Below are 21,257 nucleotides of genomic sequence, written 5' to 3'. Positions count from 1 at the left end.
GGTGAAGACATGAAGGGGTTATTTATTACTATTGAAGGACTCGATGGGGCCGGTAAAACTACACAAATAGCATTTATAAAGGAATATTTAATTAATAGAGGCTACAATGTTATTGTAACAAGAGAGCCTGGTGGAACAAGAATAGGAGAAAAAATAAGAAATATTATTTTAGATAGGGAAAATGAAGAAATGTGCGGGATGACAGAGGCCTTGCTGTATGCTGCATCTAGAGCACAACATGTATCGGAAGTAATAATTCCTGCTATAGAAAGAGGTAATGTTGTACTTTGTGATAGATTTGTGGACTCAAGCATAGTATACCAAGGGGCAGGGAGAGGTCTAGGTTACAATATAATAAAGACAATTAATGACTTTGCTACTAATTATTTAGAACCAAATCTAACTATATTTTTTGATATACCCCCTGAAATAACTGTTGAAAGAATAAAAGCCTCTAGGCAAAGTGATCGACTAGAGCAAGAGGAAATACATTTTCATAAAAAGGTTTATGAGGAATATAAAGAATTAGCTAAAAAATTCCCTAATAGAATAAAAATAGTTAAAGCGGATAATACAGTTGAAAATATAAAGAATGATATAGAGGTAATAATTAAAGAGCTATTGGAGGCGTAAACATGGCCTTTGAAGAAATAATAGGACAGGAAAGACTCGTAGACAACTTAAAGAAAATTATTCGTAGCAGTGAGATTTCTCATGCCTATTTAATTGATGGATTAAAAGGTGTTGGCAAAAAACAGTTTGCTATTTCTTTAAGCAAAGCCATTCTATGCTTAAATACTAGTCGAGAATCAATTGGTTCTGACAATTGTACTAGCTGTAAAAAGTTCAAAGATAATAATCATCCTGAATTTCATTTGATAGAGCAGGATGGGAGTATTAAGATTGAAGAAATAAGAGAGATTCAGAAAAATATTCATATCAAGCCCTATGAGGGTAACAAAAAGGTCTATGTTATTTTAAATGGGGATAAAATGACAGTACAGGCACAAAATGCACTGCTTAAAACTTTAGAAGAGCCACCGGGGCATTCAACAATTATTATAACTACTAACAATTTAAAAGCTTTACTACCTACTATTATCTCCCGTTGTCAATTACTTAAGCTAAGGCCCCAGGGGGTGGAAAGAGTTGCAAATTATCTAGTTGAGAAGCTAGGTATTAATCAGGAAGAAGCCAGGGTTACTGCGACATTTTCAAATGGACTAATAGAAACGGCTAAAAATATATATTATAGTGAGGAGTTTAAAAGAAGACGATTTAAAGTAATAGACATTGCGGAAAAACTATTATCCACAAACACAATGAATATTTTAAATGAGATTGAGTTTTTTAATGCAGAAAAAGATGACATAGAAGAAATCATTGACCTATTTATATACTGGTATAGGGATATACTAATATATAAAGAAACTCAAGAAGATAGCTTAATTATAAATTATGACCAATATATAAAAATACAAAATCAGAATAAAATAATAGAATTTGCAAAACTTAGAAAAGCAATTATGATTTTAGAAGAAAAAAAACAACAGATTAGAGGTAATGTAAACTATTTACTAGCCATAGAGTCAATGCTTCTAAATTTGCAGGATTTATTTAATAATAATTAACAATTGTTTTCTAAAAGCATATATAATAAGGTTCAGAGCTATAAATATGGATTAATTGACTAGAATTTGTTAAAATAATGGTAATTGAAAATTAGGAGGGCGGACATGGTTACAGTCGTAGGCATACGTTTTAAAAAAGCAGGGAAAATATATTATTTTGATCCTCATGAAATTGATATAAAGAAATCTGATTTTGTAATAGTTGAAACTATTAGAGGCGTGGAATTTGGAGAGGTAGTAGTAGGGCCAAAGGATGTTCCGGAAGAAGATATTGTTGCGCCTTTAAAAAAGGTTATTAGAGTAGCAACAGAAGAGGACAAGGTAAGAAATCAAGAAAATAAAGAAAAGGAAAAAGACGCCTTTAATATATGTTTAGAGAAAGTTATTAAGCATGGATTAGATATGAAACTAACAGATGTGGAGTACACTTTCGATAATAACAAAATTATTTTCTACTTTACGGCAGATGGTAGAGTTGATTTTAGAGAATTAGTTAAAGATTTAGCTGCAATTTTTAAAACTAGAATAGAGTTAAGACAAATAGGGGTTAGAGATGAGTCAAAAATGCTTGGTGGAATAGGACCTTGTGGAAGACCATTATGTTGCTCAACATGGCTAGGAGACTTTGAACCTGTATCTATTAAGATGGCAAAGGAACAAAACTTATCACTAAATCCTTTAAAAATCTCCGGTATATGTTCCCGTTTATTCTGTTGCTTAAAATATGAGCATGATATGTATCAGCAGATTATAGACAAACTTCCTGGAATTGGTTCAACAGTAATTACTCCATATGGAGAGGGAATTGTTGAAGAAACGAATGTACTCCTAGAGCAGGTAAAGGTGAAAGTTAAAAATTCAGATGAAAATACTGAGGAATTGAAATTATTTAGCCTTAATGAAATTACAAAGATTAAAGATGGGCAGCCAAGTCTTAAAGAGCAATTATTAATTAGAAAAGATATAGAAGAGGAGTTAAAGAAGTTAGAGGAATAACACATTGGAGGATGACGAATGAAAAAATTAAAATCCTTTTATATGATTACAGTTGCATTGGTATTAACAGCATCTCTTTTATTCGGTTGCACAAGGACTAATTCAGAGACAAATACTGAAACCCTTCAACAGATTGATAATTCAAAAAATATAAAGGGTGAAGAAAAACAAGAGGGCTTAGAAATAAACTTAGATAAGGCGAAGGAATTTTCTTTATTAAATATAGATGATAAAGAGGTAGCATTGGGAGACTTTAAAGGTAGTCCGATAATTTTAAATTTTTGGGTAAGCTGGAATGAGGATTCAATTAAGCAGTTGGAAAAACTACAAAATATATATCCCCTTTTAGAGCAAGATGTAATAATTTTAGCTATTAATGCCACTTCCTTCGAAACCATGGAAGGGCAGTCAGTAAAAAATTATATTAAAGATAAGAATATATCCTATGATGTTCTAATTGACAAAGCTGGGGATGTAACCAAATCCTATTACGTTGGAAATTTTCCAACTACATTTTTCATCGATGGTTCTGGGGATATAGTGAAAATGGTTACAAATAATATTGAAGAGGATCAATTATTAGATGAAATAGAGCTACTATTAGAGATGAATTAATGTTTGAGGAGGCCTTTTATTTGGATATAAGAAATATTATTAAATGTGGAGAACGGTTGGATGATTTACAAGTTAAGGATTTAAAAATTATACAAAACCCGCAAGGGTTTTGTTTTGGTATAGATGCGGTTCTTTTAGCTAATTTTGTTCAGCTAAATAAAGGAGACAAAGTAGTTGATCTAGGAACAGGAACGGGGATTATACCCTTATTAATAGCAGGAAAATCAGAGGCAACGCACATTACAGGAGTAGAAATACAAGAGGAAGTTGCAGATATGGCTCAAAGGAGTGTAATTTTAAACAAATTACAGGATAGAATAGAAATTATCAATAAAGATTTAATTGGAGTGGAAAACTACCTTCCAATTAATCATTTTGATATAGTTACATCTAACCCCCCATATATGCACCCCCATGGGTTAAAAAACACAAATGACAAAAAAGCCATTTCTAGACATGAAATTAAATGTACTTTAGAGGATGTGATAAAAACTGCATCGAAGCTTGTTAAACATATGGGAAGGTTTTTTATGGTCCATAGACCAGAACGGTTGGTTGATATACTAACCTTATGTAGACAATATAAATTAGAACCTAAAAGAATGCAGTTCATTCATCCAAGTTATAAGAAAAAACCAAACCTCTTATTAATTGAATGTAGAAAGGCAGCAAATCCAGAGCTAAGACTAATGGACCCTTTTTATGTCTATGATGAAAATGGTAAATATACAGCTCATACCTACGAAATATATGGAAAAGAAAGTATACAGATCGGAGATGAAGATTAGTGTCAGGGAAACTATATATATGCCCAACACCTATAGGAAATTTAGAAGATATAACATTGAGAACAATAAGGGTTTTGTCTGAAGTAGACTTAATTATAGCTGAAGATACAAGACATACATTGAAACTCTTAAATCATCTTCAAATTAATAAACCTTTATCTAGTTATCATGAGCATAATGAAAAAACTAAGGGACTAGTTATTTTAGAAAAATTAATGGATGGAAATAATGTTGCTCTAGTTTCAGATGCTGGAATGCCCGGTATTTCAGATCCAGGTGAAGTTTTAATTAAAATGTGTATAGAAAACAATATAGAAACAGTAATACTGCCCGGTTCAACGGCAGCAATTGTTGCTTTAGTTGGATCCGGCCTTAGTACAGAGCGGTTTGCATTCGAAGGATTTTTAGGTCATCATAAGAAAACAAGGAGAGAACGGTTAGAAAAAATTAAATATGACGATAGGACATTAATATTTTATGAGGCACCCCATAGAATAAAACAAACATTAAAGGATATGGAAGTCGTCTTAGGGGATAGAGCAATTACTGTTGCCAGAGAAATAACAAAAAAATATGAACAATTTTTAAGAGGATCTATAACAAATATTATAGAGTATTTTGAAAAACATGAACCAAGAGGGGAATTTGTTATAGTTTGCCAGGGTAGCAGTGAAGAAAATATTGAAAATAAAGATGAACTTGCAAATATGTCCATAAAAGAAAGTCTTCTTTATTATATTGATTTAGGTTTTGATAAAAAGGAAGCTATAAAAAAAGTTATGGAAAAGAAAAAACTTCCTAAGAAGGAAGTTTATAAGGAATCTATTGATTTATAAAGGAGGTATCAATAAATTTATCTATTTTTTAATATCTGTTACACATTCTGTGCAGATATTTTTACCTTTATATATATTAATATTCTTAGCATTGCCACAAAATATACATGCAGGCTCATACTTTTTTAAAATAACTGTCTCCCCATCTACATATATTTCTAGTGCATCTTTTTCGGCAATATTAAGTGTACGCCTTAATTCTATTGGAAGAACAACCCTACCTAATTCATCGACCTTTCTTACAATCCCTGTTGACTTCAATTTCATCTCCCTTTCTATTCTCATACAAACATCTACAAATTTCGACATTATTCATCATTTAAATGGTACCAAATATTCCATAAAAAGTCAATAAGCTCTCTAAAATATTTTGGTTGTTAAAAATATATTTTAACTTGGTTTAATAATACACATACTATATACTAAAGTTAGAAAGTAATAATAACATAAGACATAGACTATAATATATTGGAATATCAACAGTTAATGAAATAATTGATTTAAGGGTATAGAATTATTTATTATTTTCAATATAGAATGATTTTAGGAGTTGATAAGATGAGGGATTATTTAACCTTTATTATTGAAACCATTAATACTATTGAAGCGAATACATATATTGTCGGAGGTACAGTCAGAAACTTCATATTAGGTAGAACTATAGAGGATATAGATTTTGTAATTTGTAACAATACTCATGAAACTATTGAAAAAATAGGTAAGGCTCTAAATGGAAGCTATTTTATTCTGGATGAACAAAGAAAAACTTACAGAATTCATTTGAAAGAATATAATATAAACCTCGATTTTAGTGAAATGAGAGGTAATTCAATTGAAGAAGACTTAGGATATAGAGATTTTACAATTAACGCTATGGCATACCCAACTCATCTAGGGTTGCCAATGAAAAGAGGAGAAATTATAGATCCTCACAATGGGAAACTAGATTTAGATCGAGGTATAATACAACTTGTAAATGATAGGGCGTTAGATGATGATCCTATTAGAATAATGAGGGCAGTAAGACTAATGTCCCAACTTGAGTTTGAAGTAGATGAACATACATTGGAGCAATTAAAGGGAAAAGGACATCTAATCACAACAATAGCTAAGGAAAGAATAATAAATGAATTATTTTTAATATTAGCCGAGAAAAGATCATATTTCTATTTGAACTTTATGGATAAACACATTAAGATATTAGACAAATTATTTCCTGAAGTCATAGCAATGAAAGGTGTGGGCGAGTGCAAATATCATGTAGTTGATAGTTGGACACATTCAATATACACATTAAAAATGATTGAAAGCTATATATATGCTAACTCATTTTTCGAAGAACATATTAAAAAAGCCTATGAGGAACACACAAATGAGATATTAGCAGGTAGAAGAACAAGATTACAACTATTAAAGCTGGGGGCTCTATTTCATGATATTGGTAAACCATCAGCACGATTCGTTGATAAGGATGGACGAGTAAGATTTAGAGGACATGAGATTACTGGTGCGGACATAGTTAAAAACTATGCTGATGATTATAAGCTTAGCAATAAGGAGAAGCATATACTGAGTAAATATGTTTTTAGTCATATGTGGCCTCTTAATTTATACAAGTGTAATGATGTTAGTGGAAAATCCCTATATGAAATGTTTTGTGAGACTGGCACTGAAACTTTAGATATTTTGTTAATTGGGTTGGCAGACATTGTGGCAACAAGAAAATTGTTAGATCCTGAAGAAGAGATGGGTATTTTTAAAGTACATGTTGAATATATTGCAAATAATTATTTAACTAGGTATAAGGACGTAGAAGATATATCTAAGATTATTTCCGGTAAAGAAGTAATGAATATTATAAACATACCAGAGGGTAAAGAAGTAGGAATAATTCTTGAAAAGATTAGAAAGGCAATGTTTTTCGGAGAAATATCAGCATCAAAAGAAGGGGCACTGAAATATTTAAAAAATATGCTAGGAAAAAAGAGTTAAATTTTATTAAAAATAGATAATATCTAAGGAGGCAAACTAAGAATTACATTAACCTCTTAGGTACAGAAAAAAGAAAGTGGCGATCAAATTTCGCCACTTTCTTTGTATTGATTAACCATAGTTTGTTTTAAATCCCAAAGCTTTTTAGATAAATCCACTTTATAAAACTCTGGTTTTTTTAGTCTTAAGTATTCTGGCCACAAGGTGGAGATCTCTTCTTTTACGTAGTTTTGTATATCCTGTATGCTTTGTTTTTTATATTTTAGAATACCCTCTTCGAATATTGGTATCAACAGTTCTCTAACTTCATAATTAGCAATCACTTTTTTCTTCCAAGTATATACTGGATGAAAAATAGTTAGAGGTTTGTTTCTTTCGATAATTTCATCTTCTAACATTATCAAGTCAGCTTGGGCCTTTCCTGAGCATTTTTCATATATACGTACAACCTTTTTATATCCAGGATTAGTTATTTTCTCAGGATTTTCAGAAATTTTAATCTTTGGAATTAGGCCATTATTTTTTTCAACAGCAGCCAATTTATAAACACCGCCAAGAGCTGGACAATCTTTAGAAGTTATTAGATTTGTTCCAACACCCCATCCATTTATTACTGCACCTTGAATTTTTAGACTATGAATCGTATCTTCATCTAAATCACTGGATGCCACTATAAGTGCATTAGGAAACCCCGCTTCATCTAACATTTTTCTAGCTCGTTTAGATAAATATGCTAAATCTCCAGAATCAATTCTAATTCCTCTAGGCTCATATCCTAATTGTCTTAGCTCATTAAATACAGTAATTGCATTTGGAACACCGCTTTGGATTGTATCATATGTGTCAACAAGCAACATACACTTATCTGGATAGGTTTTTGCATAGGCACGAAAAGCTTCGAGTTCAGTATCAAATGTTTGAATCCAGCTATGAGCCTGTGTACCAACAACAGGTATATCAAACATTTTACCTGCCAAAACATTAGATGTGGATGAGCAACCTCCGATTACCGCTGCCCTAGCACCATAAATTCCAGCGTCAGGACCTTGAGCTCTCCTTAGGCCAAACTCAAAAACCGAATCACCCTTTGCAGCAGTACATATACGTGATGCTTTTGTCGCTATTAGAGACTGAAAGTTAACGATATTTAGAATTGCAGTTTCAATTAGTTGAGCTTCAAAACAAGTAGCCTTGACCCTTATAATTGGCTCACCTGGGAACATGACTGAGCCTTCTTTTACGCCATAAATTGTACCACTAAACTTAAAGTTTCTTAATTCATTAATAAATAAATCATCAAAACCTAAGGATTGTATATAATCTAAATCCTCCTCAGTAAATTTAAGATTTTCAATATATTCAATCATTTGCTCAATACCTGCAATAATTGTAAATCCATTATCACAAGGATTTTTTCTAAAGAACATATCAAAAACAACAGTGTCCTTATGTATATTATTGTTTAAATATCCGTTCATCATTGTCAATTGATAGAAATCAGTTAAAAGAGCCAGGTTTTTCATTTAATTCCCTTCCTTTGCTGTGTACTATAAAGATCAATCCTCACCATTAATATGGTCTATTATAACAAAATTTACGCAAAAGGGAAACTTTTAAGATATTTTAAATTAATCATAAAGGATAAGCCCATATTCATATAATGCTTAGACAAAGTTAGCTTAAAAGAGGTGGATTTAATGAACTTAATTTGGTTTTTGATGATATCCTTTGGGATTGTCGTTGCAATAATTACAGGCAAAACAGAAATTATTAATCAGGTAATTATTAAGGATAGTCAAGAGGCAGTAATATTTGCTATTGGCCTAACGGGTATAATGGCATTTTGGTTAGGATTAATGAATATTGCTAAAAAGTCAGGCTTAATAAATAATCTAGCTTCTTTAATGAAGCCTATTACAAAATTACTATTTCCTGATATTCCGCAAAATCACCCTGCCATTAGTGCAATTATGATGAATATGGTAGCTAACATGTTTGGGGCAGGAAACTCTGCCACAGCTCTTGGAATAAAAGCAATGGAAGAATTACAAGGTTTAAATAAGAATAAAGCAGTTGCAACAAATGCTATGTGCATGTTTTTAGTGATAAATATGTCATCTATACAGCTTATACCATTAACAGTTTTAAAGGTTAGGGCAGATACGGGCTCCCTAATGCCAACGGAAATAATTTCAACTACAATTTTAGCAACGGCTGTATCAACGATAGTTGGGGTAGTAGTGTGTAAACTTCTGGAGGTGAGGAGAAGATGACAAAGTACATAACATATACTTCTGTTTTTGCTATTCCGATAATGATAACAATAATTCTAGTCCATGGGTATGTAAAAGGTGTTTCGATGTATGATGCATTTGTAGAAGGGGCAGCTGAGGGCTTTAAAACAGCCATAAGAATTATGCCATATCTAATCGCTATATTTATCGCAATAGGGCTAATGAGAGGGTCAGGTGCTATATATTATTTAGTCAGGGGCTTAAGGCCTATAACATCATTACTCGGCATCCCTGGAGAAATACTTCCATTAGCACTTATGAAACCAATATCAGGTAGCGGATCCCTAGCAGTGTTGCAGGATATTTTAGTACACAACGGCCCAGACTCTTTTGTAGGAAGAGTTGCATCAACAATGATGGGTTCATCAGAAACAATATTTTATACAATGGCAGTATATTATGGAACTATAGGAATCAAAAAGTCTAGACACACTATCCCATCAGCCCTAGTAGCACACCTAGCAGCAATACTAGCAGCCGTATTCTTCTGCAAAATCCTACTGAGTCAATAGGGACGGTTCTTTTTGACTCAAAAAAAGATTTATGTGTTAAATCCTTTGACTAACGCAAGTTGTTATGGTATATTTCACCAAAAGGGGTGATTATATGCCTAGGCAAAATAGGTTCCCCAGCAGCACAGGGATATATCATATAATGTTAAGAGGGAACAATAAAAATGATATTTTTTTGTGTGAGAATGATATGGTTAAGTTTTTAGAAATATTAAAGACAAAACGTGAAAATAAAGAGTATTCAATCTTTGCATACTGTTTAATGACTAATCATGTACATCTAGTATTAAAAGAAGACAACGACACTTTACCAGGAATTATGAAGAAGATAAATGTTAGCTATGCTATGTATTTTAATAAAAAATATGATAAGATTGGACACGTTTTTCAAGATAGATATAAAAGTATAAATGTAGAAAACGAAGGGTACTTAATTAGGCTGATAAGGTATGTACACAATAATCCAGTAGAAGCAGGCATAGTAAAAAAATCATGGCATTATAACTGGAGTAGTATGAAATCATATATAAATAAGGATTTTTCTTTAATAAATGGTGAGGAAATACTTAGCTTATTTTCTAATAATATTAATTATGCAATTAAACAATTGAAAACCTTTACAATCGATTTAGAGGATAGAGGAGATTTTTTGAACCTTTTGGATTCTCAAGCCAGAACTAAAGAAGGTAGAAATCTAGTTGAAAAATATTTAAATGAGCAACAAAAGAGATTTTGTGATATTCAAACTGATAAAGAAATAAGAAATAACTTAATAGAACTATTGAAAAATAAATATGGTTTATCTATTAGAAGAATTGCAGAAATATTAAACGTTAATAGGAATAAAGTACAAAGAGTTAAATAATTTGTAGATGAAAAAATATATTTTTATGTATAGAGTTGACATCATATGAATATTTTTATATATTTTAATGTATAATACAAACATTAATTAATAAATGAAATGAGCGAAGAAGGGAAGAGTAAGTTGGTCTAGTCGTTATAGAGAGCCGGATAAGGTGAAAGCCGGTACGATGTAACCCTCTGAACATGGCCCCTGAGCATTATGACTGAGGTTCGGCACTTAAGTCATAACGGTTTGCATCCGTTATGTTGCTAGGTTTAAATACCGATGGAGGCTATTATTTAATTAATAGCATACTAGGGTGGTACCGTGAGTTAACCTTCGCCCCTATTTTATAGGACGTGGGTTTTTTTGTATTTAAAAATAAACAAAAAGAGTCAAAAATAACCGTCCCTTTTGACTCAGAAGGAGGAATTATAGTGAAAAAAGGAAATTATTATGTTACAACACCAATATATTATCCAAGCGCTAAATTACATATCGGACATACGTATACGACTGTAGCAGCGGATGTGTTAGCTAAATTTAAAAGATTTACTGGATATGATGTTGTTTTTTTAACTGGAACTGATGAGCATGGTGAAAAGATACAAGAGGCAGCTTTGAAAAATGGAAAAAATCCTAAGGAGTATGTTGACGAAATAGTAGAAGACATTAAAAAGATATGGAACAGAATGGAAATATCTTATGATGTTTTTTATAGAACTATGGATGAAAAACATAAAAAAGGTGTTCAGAAAATTTTTCAAAAGCTTTATGACCAAGGGGATATTTATAAAAGTGAATATGAGGGATGGTATTGTACGCCTTGTGAATCTTTTTGGACTGAAACACAATTAAAAGAAGAAAAAGGCTGTCCGGATTGTGGAAGACCAGCCCATTTAGCAAAAGAAGAAGCATACTTTTTTAAATTATCTAAATATCAAGATAGGCTAATTAAATATTTTGAAGATCATCCGGAAATCTGTTTTCCTGAGTCTAGAAAAAATGAAATGATTAACAACTTCTTAAAGCCTGGATTAGAAGATTTATGTGTATCTAGAACAAGCTTTGATTGGGGTATTCCTGTACCATTTGACCCTAAGCATGTTATTTATGTGTGGTTTGATGCGGTAAGTAACTATATTACAGCATTAGGATATGGAAGTGACGATGATGAGCAATATAAAAAGTTTTGGCCAGCGGATGTGCATATAGTGGGAAAAGAAATTGTAAGATTCCATACTATTATATGGCCGGCTATGTTAATGGCCCTTGGGGAACCACTACCTAAAATGGTATATGGACACGGTTGGATTTTATTTGGTGCTGATAAAATGTCAAAATCGAAAGGCAATATAGTTTATCCAGAACCGCTTATAGAAAGATATGGAATAGATGCATTAAAATATTTCCTATTAAGAGAATTTACTTTCGGACAGGACGGTAACTTTACTAATAGAATATTCTTGTCCCGTTTTAATTCAGACTTAGCAAATGATTTAGGAAATCTTGTAAGCAGAACGATTGCAATGGTAGAGAAGTATAATGATGGAGTGGTTATTAAATCAAATATTTCTGAAAGCATAGATGAAGATCTTAAAAAAGTTGCAACAGAGGCTGCTGATAAAGTAGAATCGGCAATTAATAAGCTTCAGTTTCATGATGGCTTAGAAGAGATTTGGAAGGTAATAAGAAGAACAAATAAATATATTGATGAAACAGCACCATGGGTTTTAGCAAAGGAAGAGGCAAATAAGGGTAGATTAGATCAAGTGCTGTACAACTTAGTTGATACTATAAGAATTATTTCTATACTAATTAAACCATTTATGGAACATACTTCAGATAAGATATGGAAACAATTAAATCTTTCACTGGAGTCCATGAACTGGGAGGAGGCAAAAGTATTTGATAAAACTCCTTCTGAGCTTAAGGTTAATAAGGGTGAAATCCTATTCCAAAGGCTAGAAATAGATAAAGAAGTAGAAGCAATAGAAAAGGAAAATGAAGCATATATAAATGCAACAAATAAAGATGTACAAAAAGAGGAAGTACAAGAAGTTATAGAACCTAAAAAAGAAGAAATAACAATTGATGATTTTGCTAAAGTAGAATTAAGAACAGCGAAAATACTTAAGGCAGAAAAACATCCTAAGGCTGATAAGCTATATGTTCTTCAGCTGGAGGTAGGAAAAGAGCAAAGACAAGTGGTATCAGGTATAGCTAAACATTATACGCTAGAAGAGTTAGTTGGAAAAACAGTAATTTTAGTTGCTAACTTAAAGCCTGTAAAGCTAAGAGGTGTAGAGTCACAAGGTATGATATTAGCTGGAGCTGATGATGATAAACTATCTTTGGCAACTTTATATAGTGAATTGCCAACGGGTACATTAATAAGTTAGGAGAGATATTTTAATGTTATTTGATAGTCATGCACATTTAGATAGTAGAAAGTTTGATAGAGATAGAGATAAAATATTAAGAGATGCAAAGGCAAATGGATTATCATATATTATGAATGCTGGGGCAGACTTAGCATCTTCAATTAGAGCCGTTAATTTAGCTGAAAAATATGATATGGTATATGCCTCGGTAGGGGTTCATCCACATGATGTTAAAGACATGGATGAAGATACAATAGAGGTATTAAAGGCGCTCAGTGCAAAGAAAAAGGTTAAGGCTATTGGAGAAATTGGCTTAGATTTTCATTACGATCGATCCCCAAGAGATGAACAGAGAAAGTGGTTTAAAAGACAAATTGAGTTGGCTAAAGAGGTAAATCTGCCAATTATAATTCATGACCGTGAGGCAAACGGAGAGGTTTTTGAAATATTAATGGAACATAAGGTTTGGGATATAGGATGTGTGCTTCATTGTTATTCTGGAAGTGCAGAGCTAGCAAAGGAATATGTGAAAAAAGGAATTTATATATCTATAGCTGGACCTGTTACTTTTGGTAATGCAAGAAAAACACAGGAAGTAGTGAAAGCTATACCGCTAGAGTGGCTATTAATTGAAACAGATTGTCCTTACCTAACACCTGTTCCGCACAGGGGTAAAAGAAATGAGCCTGCTTATGTTAGATATGTTGCAGAACATATTGCTGAGGCAAAGGGTCTTTCCTATGAACATGTTGCAAAAACAACAACTGACAATACAAAAAGACTATTTAGAATTGGGGATGCGTAAGCATCCCTTCCTTTTCGTATAAATCTACTCCATATTCTAAATAATAGAATAATAATAACTAAATTAAAGAGGTGGATTTATATGAAAAAAGAAATGTCATCCCAAGCTTTAAGTGAAGAAATAGAACATTTTTTAATGGAGCATAAGGATGCTGCCCTAGGAACTTGTATGAATCAGAAGCCTAGAGTAAGTCCTGTACAGTATTTTTTAGGGGCAGATTTAGAGTTATTTATCCTATCTGCTGGAGGAGACAAGTTTAAGGCAATCAAAGAAAATCCTAATGTTTGCTTATTAGTAAATACTGAATTTATAACACATAGAAAAATTAAAGGAGTGCAAATATTCGGTACTGCAACTACAAGCATAGAAAACTATGACCTATTTGATGAGGCTATGCAATTTTATCCTGATCCAAACATGATGAACTTTAATAGAGAAGACTTAAAGGTTATAAAAATAATACCAGAAGAAATCGTGTATTTAAATGCCATTGAAGATGGAGATAGAACAAAACAGATACTTTCTGATAATCAAGTGAGTTTAAAAGAAGATAATCTAATGCTTCATTAACTATATTTATTATAAAAATAAAAAAATAAGGGGAGACTTCCCCTTATATAACCATAATCATTGGTTATTAATCATATAATTAAACTTTGAAATAGAAGTACTTGGAAAAATACCATACCTATTTAATTCTAAAGGAGAGTCACCTTTTTTAACAGGACCTGATTTAACTGTAAAAGCCATCTTTATACCTACAGACTCTAATATATCTAAAACTTCATCGTTATAATGTCCATAGGGATATGCAAAATATTTACAGTTAGTTAAACTCATATTCTCCAATGTATCTTCATATACATAGTCTATTGGCTTTGAAATCATAAAGCCTTTATTATTTTCTAGATGATGTAAATCGTGGGTATGGTTAGAGTATTCAAAAACATCTAGAGTACTTACAATATCTTCCCATGTTAAGTATTGTAGTACATTTGGGTCAAAAGGTTCACTTTCTTCTTTAGCTGTATTTGTAATTAAAAATTGGGATGCTTTAAAGTTGAAATTTTTTAATATTGGATATGCATAAATATAATTACTTAAATAACCATCGTCAAAGGTTATGGAAACGGATTTTTTAGGAAGCTCAATTTCTCCACTTAGCCATTTTTCAAACTCAAGTAAAGTTACTGTAGTGTAACCACTTTTAAATAAGATTTCCATCTGCTCGAAGAATGTTTCAACATCAAGTATAGCACTATTACCCTTAAAGTTATTTTCTGAGCTTAGAAGGAGGTGATGATACATTAAAACCGGGATTTCATCTGCAACACCATTGATTAATTCAAAATCACGAACTACTTTATATTTTGCCTGTCCTCTAATAAATAAATCATGAAATGTTTCATTATCATTTAATACTATGTATTCTTTTTGGAGACTATTAATAATTGCAAGTAAATCCTGATTTATTGAAGAAGTAGAGCTAAAATTACAAGAAACAAGCCCTATACAGAGAATAATAAATATCGTTGTTGAAGCCTTCTTTTTATTATACATACAATCTCCCCTTAAAACAATTAAACAACACAAATATAAAAACAGTATAACAAAAAACAATATGAGTAAGCAATAAATGGAAAAAAATTATGACTCATAATAAGACATATTTCCTCAAATAAAACTAATTTCCTGGGAAATCTTAGTCGAAGCAAAAAACTTTACAAATTTGTAACAAAAGCATATCATTATAGTAGGGGTAGTACAATCTTTATAGCTAAGCATTGAAATGTATATATTTATGAAATGTTGGTAATAATCAAAAATGCAAGTCTAGATTGTTAGACAAGGCAAAAACTTGACAATTTTACCGAGTTGGAATAGAATTTATAAAAGTTCCAATCTCAATAAAAATGGTAGGAGGAAAAATTATGGAGACATTTCGGAGTAATAAGGAAGCTTACGTAAGAATTATGAAAAGTAAGTTCTTTATTACGACAATCATCTCATTTGTGTTAGTTTTGGTATTCGGGGTAATGATATTGCACAAAACTATTATTATTAACCAAAACGGGCATCAAATGGAGGTGAAAACCTTTGCTTTCAATGTAAAATCATTATTAGATAAGCAAGGAATAGAAATCAATGAAAATGATCATATAACCCCGGAGTTAAACACAAGATTAAAGGACGGAGATGAAGTTATCATCCGTAAGGCCTTTGAAGTGAAGTTAATAGACGGTGACATCGAAAGTAGTATATTTACAGTAGAACAAACAGTTGAACATATATTAGCTAGTCAGAACATAGAAATTAACGAGTTTGATATTTTAGAGCCGTCTTTGGAAGCACTTGTAACTGAAGGTACTGACATCAAAATTACTCGTATTAGGAAAGAAATAGTGTATGAAACCCATGAAGTTCCCTATAAAACAGTAACTAAATTTACAGATGAGCTAGATCATGGGAAAACTAGGAAAGTACAAGAAGGTTCAAATGGATTGAAAGAGAAAAAATATGAAGTGATATATGAGAATGGATTGGAAGCTAAAAGAGTAATTTTAGAGGAAACTGACAAAATAGTTGCAGTAGAAGAGGTTATTGAAAAGGGTACCTCAGGGTTTGTAGTCACTTCGAGGGGTGAAACTAGGAGATATTCAGATGTCTATGTAATGCAGGCTTCTGCATATACAGCAGGGTATGAGTGCACCGGAAAGAAACCTGGAGATCCTTACTACGGCATAACCAAAAGTGGAACGCAAGTAAGACCTGGAGTTGTAGCAGTTGACCCTAGAGTTATTCCATTAGGTTCTAGATTATATATAGAGTCAATGGATGGAAAAGTGAGCTATGGAATTGCATACGCAGAAGATACAGGTAGTTCAATTAAAGGAAATAAGATTGATATCTATTATGAGAATCTAGCGGATGCCAAAAAGTTTGGAAGAAGACAGCTTAAGGTATATGTATTAAAATAGTTAAATAAACAAAAGGGCCAGGGTAAACTCTGGCCTTTCTTAAGTTAGGAGAGATTGGATGATAAAGGAAATAATAGTAGTTGAAGGAAAAGATGACGTAGCGGCTATAAAAAGAGCAGTAGACGCAGAGGTTATTATTACTGGTGGATTTGCCCTTAGACCTTCAGTTATTAATCAAATAAAAAAGGCACAGGAAAAAAGAGGCGTAATAATATTTACTGATCCAGATTTTGCTGGTGAAAAAATTAGAAAATACATAACTTCTAGAGTAGAGGGGTGTAAACATGCTTTTCTTTCTAAGGAAGAGGCAACTAAAGATGATGATATAGGAATAGAAAATGCATCCCCTGAAAGTATAATTGAGGCATTAAAAAACGCTAGAAGTCAAATTGTTGATAGAAGAACAGAGTTTACACAAAAAGACCTTATAGAAAATAAATTGTTAGGCAGTGATCAGGCTGCATATAGAAGGAATGAGATAGGAAAAATATTAGGTATAGGGTACTGTAATGCTAAACAGCTACTAAGCAGATTGAATAACTTTGGGGTAACAAGAGAAGAATTTATTGAAGCACTAAATAAAATTGAAAAGTAGGGACTGCTATGGAACATATATATAATATAAACAGAACAAAAGAAATTGTTAAAGAACATGGTTTTAAGTTTTCAAAAAGTTTAGGACAGAACTTCCTAATTGATGGCAATATATTGAATAAGATAGTAGATGGAGCAGGGATTACAGAAAATGACAATGTGTTAGAAGTAGGGCCTGGTATTGGAAGTTTAACACAATTTTTAGCAGAACGGGCTAAAAAGGTTTTAGCAGTTGAAATAGATAAAAGTCTATTACCAATATTAGAGAAGACTTTAGGCTCCTACGATAATGTACAGGTTATAAATAAAGATATACTAGAAGTTGATTTAAACAGTCTAATTGAAGAACATTTTCCAAATAAAAAGCCTAAAGTTGTAGCGAACTTGCCTTACTATGTAACGACACCTATTATAATGAAGTTTTTAGAAGAAAAAATAAATATTGAATCTCTAGTTGTAATGATTCAAAAGGAGGTTGCAGATAGAATGCAGGCAGCCCCAAATACAAAAGACTATGGAGCATTATCTATTGCAGTTCAATATTATTGTAACCCTAAAATACTATTTAAAGTTCCACCGTCAGTTTTTGTTCCGCAGCCTAAGGTAGAGTCAACCGTGATAAAACTTGAAGTAAGAGAAACTCCTTTGGTTGTAGTACATGATGAAAGATTGTTTTTTAATATTATTAGAGATTCTTTTAGTAAAAGAAGAAAAACCCTATTAAATGCTTTAAGCACAGGAAACTTAAAATTAAATAAGGAATTAATAAGAGAAACTCTAAATTATTATAATATCAATGAAAACATTAGAGGAGAGGCCCTTTCAATAGAGGAATTTGCACAAATTTGCAATTATATTAAGGGCAATCTAATAAAATCGTAAATTATTTTAAATTACCCCTCATATATTATGGTAAAGAGAAAATGTAAGAGGGGGTAAATTATGAAACGACTATATCGACGATATTTTGTACTATTAGATACTGAGGATTATAGATATGGATTTGCAGAAGGGAATCCACCTAAAGGATATGCTAAGGTTGAAGTAAAAAATGATAAAGCAGTATTAAGTGTGCATTGCCAAAGTATGAAAAAACTAGACGAAAAAAATGAAAGATATCGGATATTTCTTTTAAAAGTAAATAACATAAATGCACCTATTAATATTGAGTTAGGCCCAATTGAAGTTGATGATAGAGGAACTGGTGAAGCAGTATTTGAATTTAACTCAGAAAACGTAAAAGGGTCAAAAACTCCAATAGATGATTTTGATGCTATTGTTGTTTTTGTTGATAAAACCCTAAATAAGGCAGATATTATTGCGCCTTTAGTTGGTTATGTACATAAGGAGAAAATAGCTTGGAAGAATGCATTCAATAAACCTATAGTAAAAGAAAGTTCTAATAGTTTTATCAAAGAACCTAAAAAAGAAACTCAACAACTAATTTTTGAAAAAAAACCAAAACAAGAAACAATGGATATAAAATTAGATTTTAAAATTGACAAGGATGTAAATAAACCTGACCAAGAATGTAAAATAGTAAACACTGAAAATACAAAGGAAAGGGTAGATATATCTATGAAGCCAACAAGTTCATATAGCTTTGAAGAGGATTCTGAGGATGTTTTAAAATATCAACAGGAAAGTATAAATGCTCAAAGTCACCCTCAAATAAATCATATTCAATACTATATTGAATCGACCTTGAAACTTTATCCGAAAGTAAATCCTTTTGAAAAAAATTTAAGTGGATACGAGTGGTGGCAAATATATCATAACCAACAGACTATTTATAGGGCATATATGCCATTCATTGCATATTTAGAGATGATGAATAATCCTCATCAATATCATTATCCTCACTACTATCCTTCTGATTATTACAGGCTAATATATATGTACCAGCACTATTTATTTGGTATATGTTATGATGAACAAAGGCAAGCCAAGTATTTTGTCTATGCAATACCTGGTAGAAAAATGAAAGAAGAGCAGCCTTTTGGTGGGAATACAGGCTTTGTTTATTGGAAATCATGTATGCAGACAAATGAAGAAGGCATCGGATATTGGATGCTTCATATTGACCCAATGACAGGATTGGTAGTTGAGCCAATGGAAAAGACAATGTGTTAAATAAAAAAGCAGAGGCATTTAAAGCCTCTGCTTAATTACATTTTTAGATATAGTGTGTAAGGGAAATATTGTGAAATTAAAGCCTGCTTAAAAACGGGGTATGTATGAGCAGGACGGGCTTTTTGTCTAAAGAGGAAAGCAAATAAAGAGACAATGACTATCAATAATATTATTACAGCAACATAAATATGACGCTTTTTAAAAATCAAAATACGCATATGGATCACCCCTAATAAAATAATCTTACTTAGTTTAAATATATTTAGTTACCTAGCATTTATTCCAATAGAAATAGTTTCGTTGATAATAATGTATTTCAATATTAAAGTGATTTTCTTCTCATCGATTTCTAGAATTCTTTGATGAATAATTTTATAAATCATATCTCCATCCACTTCTTTTACCTCCCGACCAACTAAATCATTTAAATAGAATTTAATTGTAGTTTCAATATCTTCAATTACACGGGGGTTACCTTCGTAATCAATGTTTATCTCTAAGTTTTTAACTATAAAAACTTTTTTTTCATTAGCACTTTCATTAAATTTCTGTAGTTTAATTTCTTTGTCTAGCAATTGATTTGTTAAATTCGTCTGTACTCTATAAAGTCTGTCAATAGTATGAATTTGAAATAAGTTCATTGTAACTAAGCCCAGTAAAAAACCCAAGGTTATAGAATATATTTTTAAATAGATCGGTTTCATAATCGGCCACTACCTTCAAAATAATAGATTAATTTATATGCCAATTGAGCTCCCCCCAGGGCGCTTACAATATAAATTACTTGCTTAATTATACTTTTAAACTCCCCATTAAAAATACCCGTGTCAAAAACCTGAAAAGAGGTAAAAGTACCACCAAGGGCTACAACTACTGCCCATATCTTTATTTTGTCACATAAATCAAGCATAGCTTTAAGTGGAGGGTGGCCATTTAATGTGGCGGCCAGGGCACCAAAAACACATCCACCTAACATAACCCCTAAAGATATAAAAAAGTTATATAAGATATTTTGAAAAACGATAATCATTTTAAATCCCCCGTGAATATTGAATATATGTCTTAAATATTTGTGGATAAGCAAAAAGTTCAGGCAATTTATTAACAAAATTAAAAATGAATGTTTGTTGTTTAATTATATGTCAGAAAATTAAAGAAATTTACTTATTTCATAACAACTAGTAACATAAAATTTGATTAGTGAATAGTATGTACCGAAAAGGAGGGATAAATATGCATCCGATGTATCCAATGTATCCATACTACGGCATGCCAGAAAGTTATATGGATATGTACTATGATAATAGCGGTTTAGCAGAAATGTACCCAGATGTATATAGAAGAGTACAGCCTAGAGTTACAGAAATCTGTGATCAATACGATATTTGGGGAAATCCAAGAATGTATCCTAGAGTAGATCCAAGACTAGTAGAAGAGATGGTTGAAACAGTTTATAGAAGAGAGATAACACAGCCCTATGCCCAACAATTTACAGCTAGAGGTATTTTTAGAGATTTAATAACTATACTAATAATTCAAAATCTTTTAGGAAGACGTAGAAGAAGGGGCTACGGATACTTTTTCTAAATTCATGTATCCTTGACTAGACAAGTGTCTAGTCTTTTTTTGTGTCATTTACAAAAAAGTAATTTGAACGGAAACCATTTTGTGGAAAAAATAGTTGAGTGATGATCTTTTGCTAGTGTTGCCTGTGAGTTAGAATCCTTTGAAATATAAACAAAATACAAGTGTGTTTTTTCTAAAATTATAAAAATAAACGCAAAATTTAGATTTTTCAAACATTTGACAAGTTTACATAATGTATATATACTTTTCATTACGACTGTATATA

Annotated in this window: 23 protein-coding genes and 1 other annotated feature; of the genes, 18 read left to right on the top strand and 5 right to left on the bottom strand. The window is 31.7% G+C overall.

The features are described from left to right. Positions 1–9 precede the first annotated feature (9 nt). The 6 genes from tmk to rsmI all read left to right on the top strand — a co-directional run bounded on the left by tmk (position 10) and on the right by rsmI (position 4,866). Complete coding sequence (tmk, locus tag HZR23_RS04450; protein ID WP_132848768.1) at positions 10–633, top strand: dTMP kinase; 624 nt, start codon at positions 10–12, stop codon at positions 631–633. 2 nt (positions 634–635) lie between these two features. Beyond that, complete coding sequence (gene holB / locus HZR23_RS04445; RefSeq protein WP_132848767.1) at positions 636–1,631, top strand: DNA polymerase III subunit delta'; 996 nt, start codon at positions 636–638, stop codon at positions 1,629–1,631. A gap of 105 nt (positions 1,632–1,736) precedes the next feature. Next, positions 1,737–2,627: a PSP1 domain-containing protein gene (locus HZR23_RS04440; RefSeq protein WP_132848766.1), complete on the top strand. Its 891-nt coding sequence runs from the start codon at positions 1,737–1,739 to the stop codon at positions 2,625–2,627. An 18-nt stretch (positions 2,628–2,645) separates the two neighbouring features. Beyond that, positions 2,646–3,242 (top strand): peroxiredoxin family protein, encoded by a 597-nt coding sequence (locus HZR23_RS04435; protein ID WP_132848765.1) that lies wholly within the window; start codon positions 2,646–2,648, stop codon positions 3,240–3,242. 26 nt (positions 3,243–3,268) lie between these two features. Continuing rightward, positions 3,269–4,030: a tRNA1(Val) (adenine(37)-N6)-methyltransferase gene (locus HZR23_RS04430; protein ID WP_243098235.1), complete on the top strand. Its 762-nt coding sequence runs from the start codon at positions 3,269–3,271 to the stop codon at positions 4,028–4,030. Continuing rightward, on the top strand, positions 4,030–4,866 hold the full coding sequence (rsmI, locus tag HZR23_RS04425; RefSeq protein ID WP_132848763.1) for a 16S rRNA (cytidine(1402)-2'-O)-methyltransferase: 837 nt from the start codon (positions 4,030–4,032) through the stop codon (positions 4,864–4,866). Before HZR23_RS04430 ends, rsmI begins: the two co-directional genes overlap by 1 nt. 21 nt (positions 4,867–4,887) lie before the next feature. On the opposite strand, the gene HZR23_RS04420 is transcribed toward rsmI, so the two are convergent. After that, entirely contained in the window at positions 4,888–5,175 is a 288-nt protein-coding gene (locus HZR23_RS04420) for an AbrB/MazE/SpoVT family DNA-binding domain-containing protein (protein ID WP_456300197.1), read from the bottom strand. Between the two features lie 249 nt (positions 5,176–5,424). Between HZR23_RS04420 and HZR23_RS04415 the strand changes: the two genes are divergently transcribed. Next, positions 5,425–6,858, top strand: a complete 1,434-nt coding sequence (locus HZR23_RS04415; protein WP_132848762.1) for an HDIG domain-containing metalloprotein — start codon at positions 5,425–5,427, stop codon at positions 6,856–6,858. 83 nt (positions 6,859–6,941) lie between these two features. On the opposite strand, the gene HZR23_RS04410 is transcribed toward HZR23_RS04415, so the two are convergent. After that, a complete protein-coding gene (locus HZR23_RS04410; protein WP_132848761.1) occupies positions 6,942–8,381 on the bottom strand; it encodes a nicotinate phosphoribosyltransferase in 1,440 nt (479 codons plus the stop codon). A gap of 174 nt (positions 8,382–8,555) precedes the next feature. On the opposite strand from HZR23_RS04410, the gene HZR23_RS04405 reads away from it, so the two are divergent. The 6 genes from HZR23_RS04405 to HZR23_RS04380 all read left to right on the top strand — a co-directional run bounded on the left by HZR23_RS04405 (position 8,556) and on the right by HZR23_RS04380 (position 14,270). Beyond that, positions 8,556–9,131 carry a nucleoside recognition domain-containing protein gene (locus HZR23_RS04405; protein WP_132848760.1) on the top strand — a complete coding sequence of 192 codons (576 nt, stop codon included), beginning with the start codon at positions 8,556–8,558 and terminating at the stop codon, positions 9,129–9,131. Next, positions 9,128–9,664, top strand: coding sequence for a spore maturation protein (locus tag HZR23_RS04400; RefSeq protein ID WP_132848759.1), 537 nt, complete (start codon positions 9,128–9,130; stop codon positions 9,662–9,664). Before HZR23_RS04405 ends, HZR23_RS04400 begins: the two co-directional genes overlap by 4 nt. A 94-nt stretch (positions 9,665–9,758) precedes the next feature. After that, positions 9,759–10,529, top strand: coding sequence for a transposase (locus HZR23_RS04395; protein WP_165913701.1), 771 nt, complete (start codon positions 9,759–9,761; stop codon positions 10,527–10,529). Between the two features lie 97 nt (positions 10,530–10,626). Continuing rightward, positions 10,627–10,861: a binding site (T-box leader), on the top strand. 87 nt (positions 10,862–10,948) lie between these two features. Beyond that, the gene (metG, locus tag HZR23_RS04390; protein ID WP_132848757.1) at positions 10,949–12,913 is read left to right on the top strand and encodes a methionine--tRNA ligase; all 1,965 of its coding nucleotides are present in this window, start codon (positions 10,949–10,951) and stop codon (positions 12,911–12,913) included. 13 nt (positions 12,914–12,926) lie between these two features. Continuing rightward, a complete protein-coding gene (locus HZR23_RS04385) occupies positions 12,927–13,700 on the top strand; it encodes a TatD family hydrolase (RefSeq protein ID WP_132848756.1) in 774 nt (257 codons plus the stop codon). A gap of 81 nt (positions 13,701–13,781) precedes the next feature. After that, complete coding sequence (locus tag HZR23_RS04380) at positions 13,782–14,270, top strand: pyridoxamine 5'-phosphate oxidase family protein (RefSeq protein ID WP_132848755.1); 489 nt, start codon at positions 13,782–13,784, stop codon at positions 14,268–14,270. Positions 14,271–14,327: 57 nt separating this feature from the next. On the opposite strand, the gene HZR23_RS04375 is transcribed toward HZR23_RS04380, so the two are convergent. Beyond that, entirely contained in the window at positions 14,328–15,260 is a 933-nt protein-coding gene (locus HZR23_RS04375) for a polysaccharide deacetylase family protein (RefSeq protein WP_132848754.1), read from the bottom strand. Positions 15,261–15,631: 371 nt separating this feature from the next. On the opposite strand from HZR23_RS04375, the gene HZR23_RS04370 reads away from it, so the two are divergent. From HZR23_RS04370 to HZR23_RS04355, 4 genes are read left to right on the top strand one after another with little or no spacing between them, the layout of a single operon-like run. Then, positions 15,632–16,678 carry a 3D domain-containing protein gene (locus HZR23_RS04370; RefSeq protein WP_132848753.1) on the top strand — a complete coding sequence of 349 codons (1,047 nt, stop codon included), beginning with the start codon at positions 15,632–15,634 and terminating at the stop codon, positions 16,676–16,678. Positions 16,679–16,736: 58 nt separating this feature from the next. Then, positions 16,737–17,273, top strand: a complete 537-nt coding sequence (gene rnmV / locus HZR23_RS04365; RefSeq protein WP_132848752.1) for a ribonuclease M5 — start codon at positions 16,737–16,739, stop codon at positions 17,271–17,273. 8 nt (positions 17,274–17,281) lie between these two features. Beyond that, positions 17,282–18,154: a 16S rRNA (adenine(1518)-N(6)/adenine(1519)-N(6))-dimethyltransferase RsmA gene (rsmA, locus tag HZR23_RS04360; RefSeq protein WP_132848751.1), complete on the top strand. Its 873-nt coding sequence runs from the start codon at positions 17,282–17,284 to the stop codon at positions 18,152–18,154. Between the two features lie 60 nt (positions 18,155–18,214). Continuing rightward, positions 18,215–19,405 (top strand): hypothetical protein, encoded by a 1,191-nt coding sequence (locus HZR23_RS04355; RefSeq protein ID WP_132848750.1) that lies wholly within the window; start codon positions 18,215–18,217, stop codon positions 19,403–19,405. Between the two features lie 266 nt (positions 19,406–19,671). On the opposite strand, the gene HZR23_RS04350 is transcribed toward HZR23_RS04355, so the two are convergent. Next, complete coding sequence (locus HZR23_RS04350; RefSeq protein WP_132848749.1) at positions 19,672–20,109, bottom strand: hypothetical protein; 438 nt, start codon at positions 20,107–20,109, stop codon at positions 19,672–19,674. Next, positions 20,106–20,435 (bottom strand): YtrH family sporulation protein, encoded by a 330-nt coding sequence (locus tag HZR23_RS04345; protein WP_132848748.1) that lies wholly within the window; start codon positions 20,433–20,435, stop codon positions 20,106–20,108. The genes HZR23_RS04350 and HZR23_RS04345 overlap by 4 nt, the downstream gene beginning before the upstream one ends. A gap of 203 nt (positions 20,436–20,638) precedes the next feature. Here HZR23_RS04345 and HZR23_RS04340 point away from each other — a divergent pair, with 203 nt between their 5' ends. Further along, positions 20,639–20,992, top strand: a complete 354-nt coding sequence (locus tag HZR23_RS04340) for a hypothetical protein (RefSeq protein WP_132848747.1) — start codon at positions 20,639–20,641, stop codon at positions 20,990–20,992. Positions 20,993–21,257 lie beyond the last annotated feature (265 nt).

Origin of the sequence: Serpentinicella alkaliphila (assembly GCF_018141405.1) — a bacterium.
GTDB classification, from domain to species: Bacteria; Bacillota; Clostridia; order Peptostreptococcales; family Natronincolaceae; genus Serpentinicella; species Serpentinicella alkaliphila.
The sequence above is the reverse complement of the archived record's forward strand: the minus strand, read 5'-3'. Positions and strand labels throughout refer to the sequence as shown.

Bases quoted from the DNA above. Each gene is read 5' to 3' on its own strand.
- tmk (WP_132848768.1), top strand. From the start codon at position 10: ATGAAGGGGTTATTTATTACTATTGAAGGACTCGATGGGGCCGGTAAA.
- holB (WP_132848767.1), top strand. From the start codon at position 636: ATGGCCTTTGAAGAAATAATAGGACAGGAAAGACTCGTAGACAACTTA.
- HZR23_RS04440 (WP_132848766.1), top strand. From the start codon at position 1,737: ATGGTTACAGTCGTAGGCATACGTTTTAAAAAAGCAGGGAAAATATAT.
- HZR23_RS04435 (WP_132848765.1), top strand. From the start codon at position 2,646: ATGAAAAAATTAAAATCCTTTTATATGATTACAGTTGCATTGGTATTA.
- HZR23_RS04420 (WP_456300197.1), bottom strand. From the start codon at position 5,175: ATGTCGAAATTTGTAGATGTTTGTATGAGAATAGAAAGGGAGATGAAA.
- HZR23_RS04415 (WP_132848762.1), top strand. From the start codon at position 5,425: ATGAGGGATTATTTAACCTTTATTATTGAAACCATTAATACTATTGAA.
- HZR23_RS04410 (WP_132848761.1), bottom strand. From the start codon at position 8,381: ATGAAAAACCTGGCTCTTTTAACTGATTTCTATCAATTGACAATGATG.
- HZR23_RS04405 (WP_132848760.1), top strand. From the start codon at position 8,556: ATGAACTTAATTTGGTTTTTGATGATATCCTTTGGGATTGTCGTTGCA.
- HZR23_RS04400 (WP_132848759.1), top strand. From the start codon at position 9,128: ATGACAAAGTACATAACATATACTTCTGTTTTTGCTATTCCGATAATG.
- HZR23_RS04395 (WP_165913701.1), top strand. From the start codon at position 9,759: ATGCCTAGGCAAAATAGGTTCCCCAGCAGCACAGGGATATATCATATA.
- HZR23_RS04385 (WP_132848756.1), top strand. From the start codon at position 12,927: ATGTTATTTGATAGTCATGCACATTTAGATAGTAGAAAGTTTGATAGA.
- HZR23_RS04380 (WP_132848755.1), top strand. From the start codon at position 13,782: ATGAAAAAAGAAATGTCATCCCAAGCTTTAAGTGAAGAAATAGAACAT.
- HZR23_RS04375 (WP_132848754.1), bottom strand. From the start codon at position 15,260: ATGTATAATAAAAAGAAGGCTTCAACAACGATATTTATTATTCTCTGT.
- HZR23_RS04370 (WP_132848753.1), top strand. From the start codon at position 15,632: ATGGAGACATTTCGGAGTAATAAGGAAGCTTACGTAAGAATTATGAAA.
- rnmV (WP_132848752.1), top strand. From the start codon at position 16,737: ATGATAAAGGAAATAATAGTAGTTGAAGGAAAAGATGACGTAGCGGCT.
- rsmA (WP_132848751.1), top strand. From the start codon at position 17,282: ATGGAACATATATATAATATAAACAGAACAAAAGAAATTGTTAAAGAA.
- HZR23_RS04355 (WP_132848750.1), top strand. From the start codon at position 18,215: ATGAAACGACTATATCGACGATATTTTGTACTATTAGATACTGAGGAT.
- HZR23_RS04350 (WP_132848749.1), bottom strand. From the start codon at position 20,109: ATGAAACCGATCTATTTAAAAATATATTCTATAACCTTGGGTTTTTTA.
- HZR23_RS04345 (WP_132848748.1), bottom strand. From the start codon at position 20,435: ATGATTATCGTTTTTCAAAATATCTTATATAACTTTTTTATATCTTTA.
- HZR23_RS04340 (WP_132848747.1), top strand. From the start codon at position 20,639: ATGCATCCGATGTATCCAATGTATCCATACTACGGCATGCCAGAAAGT.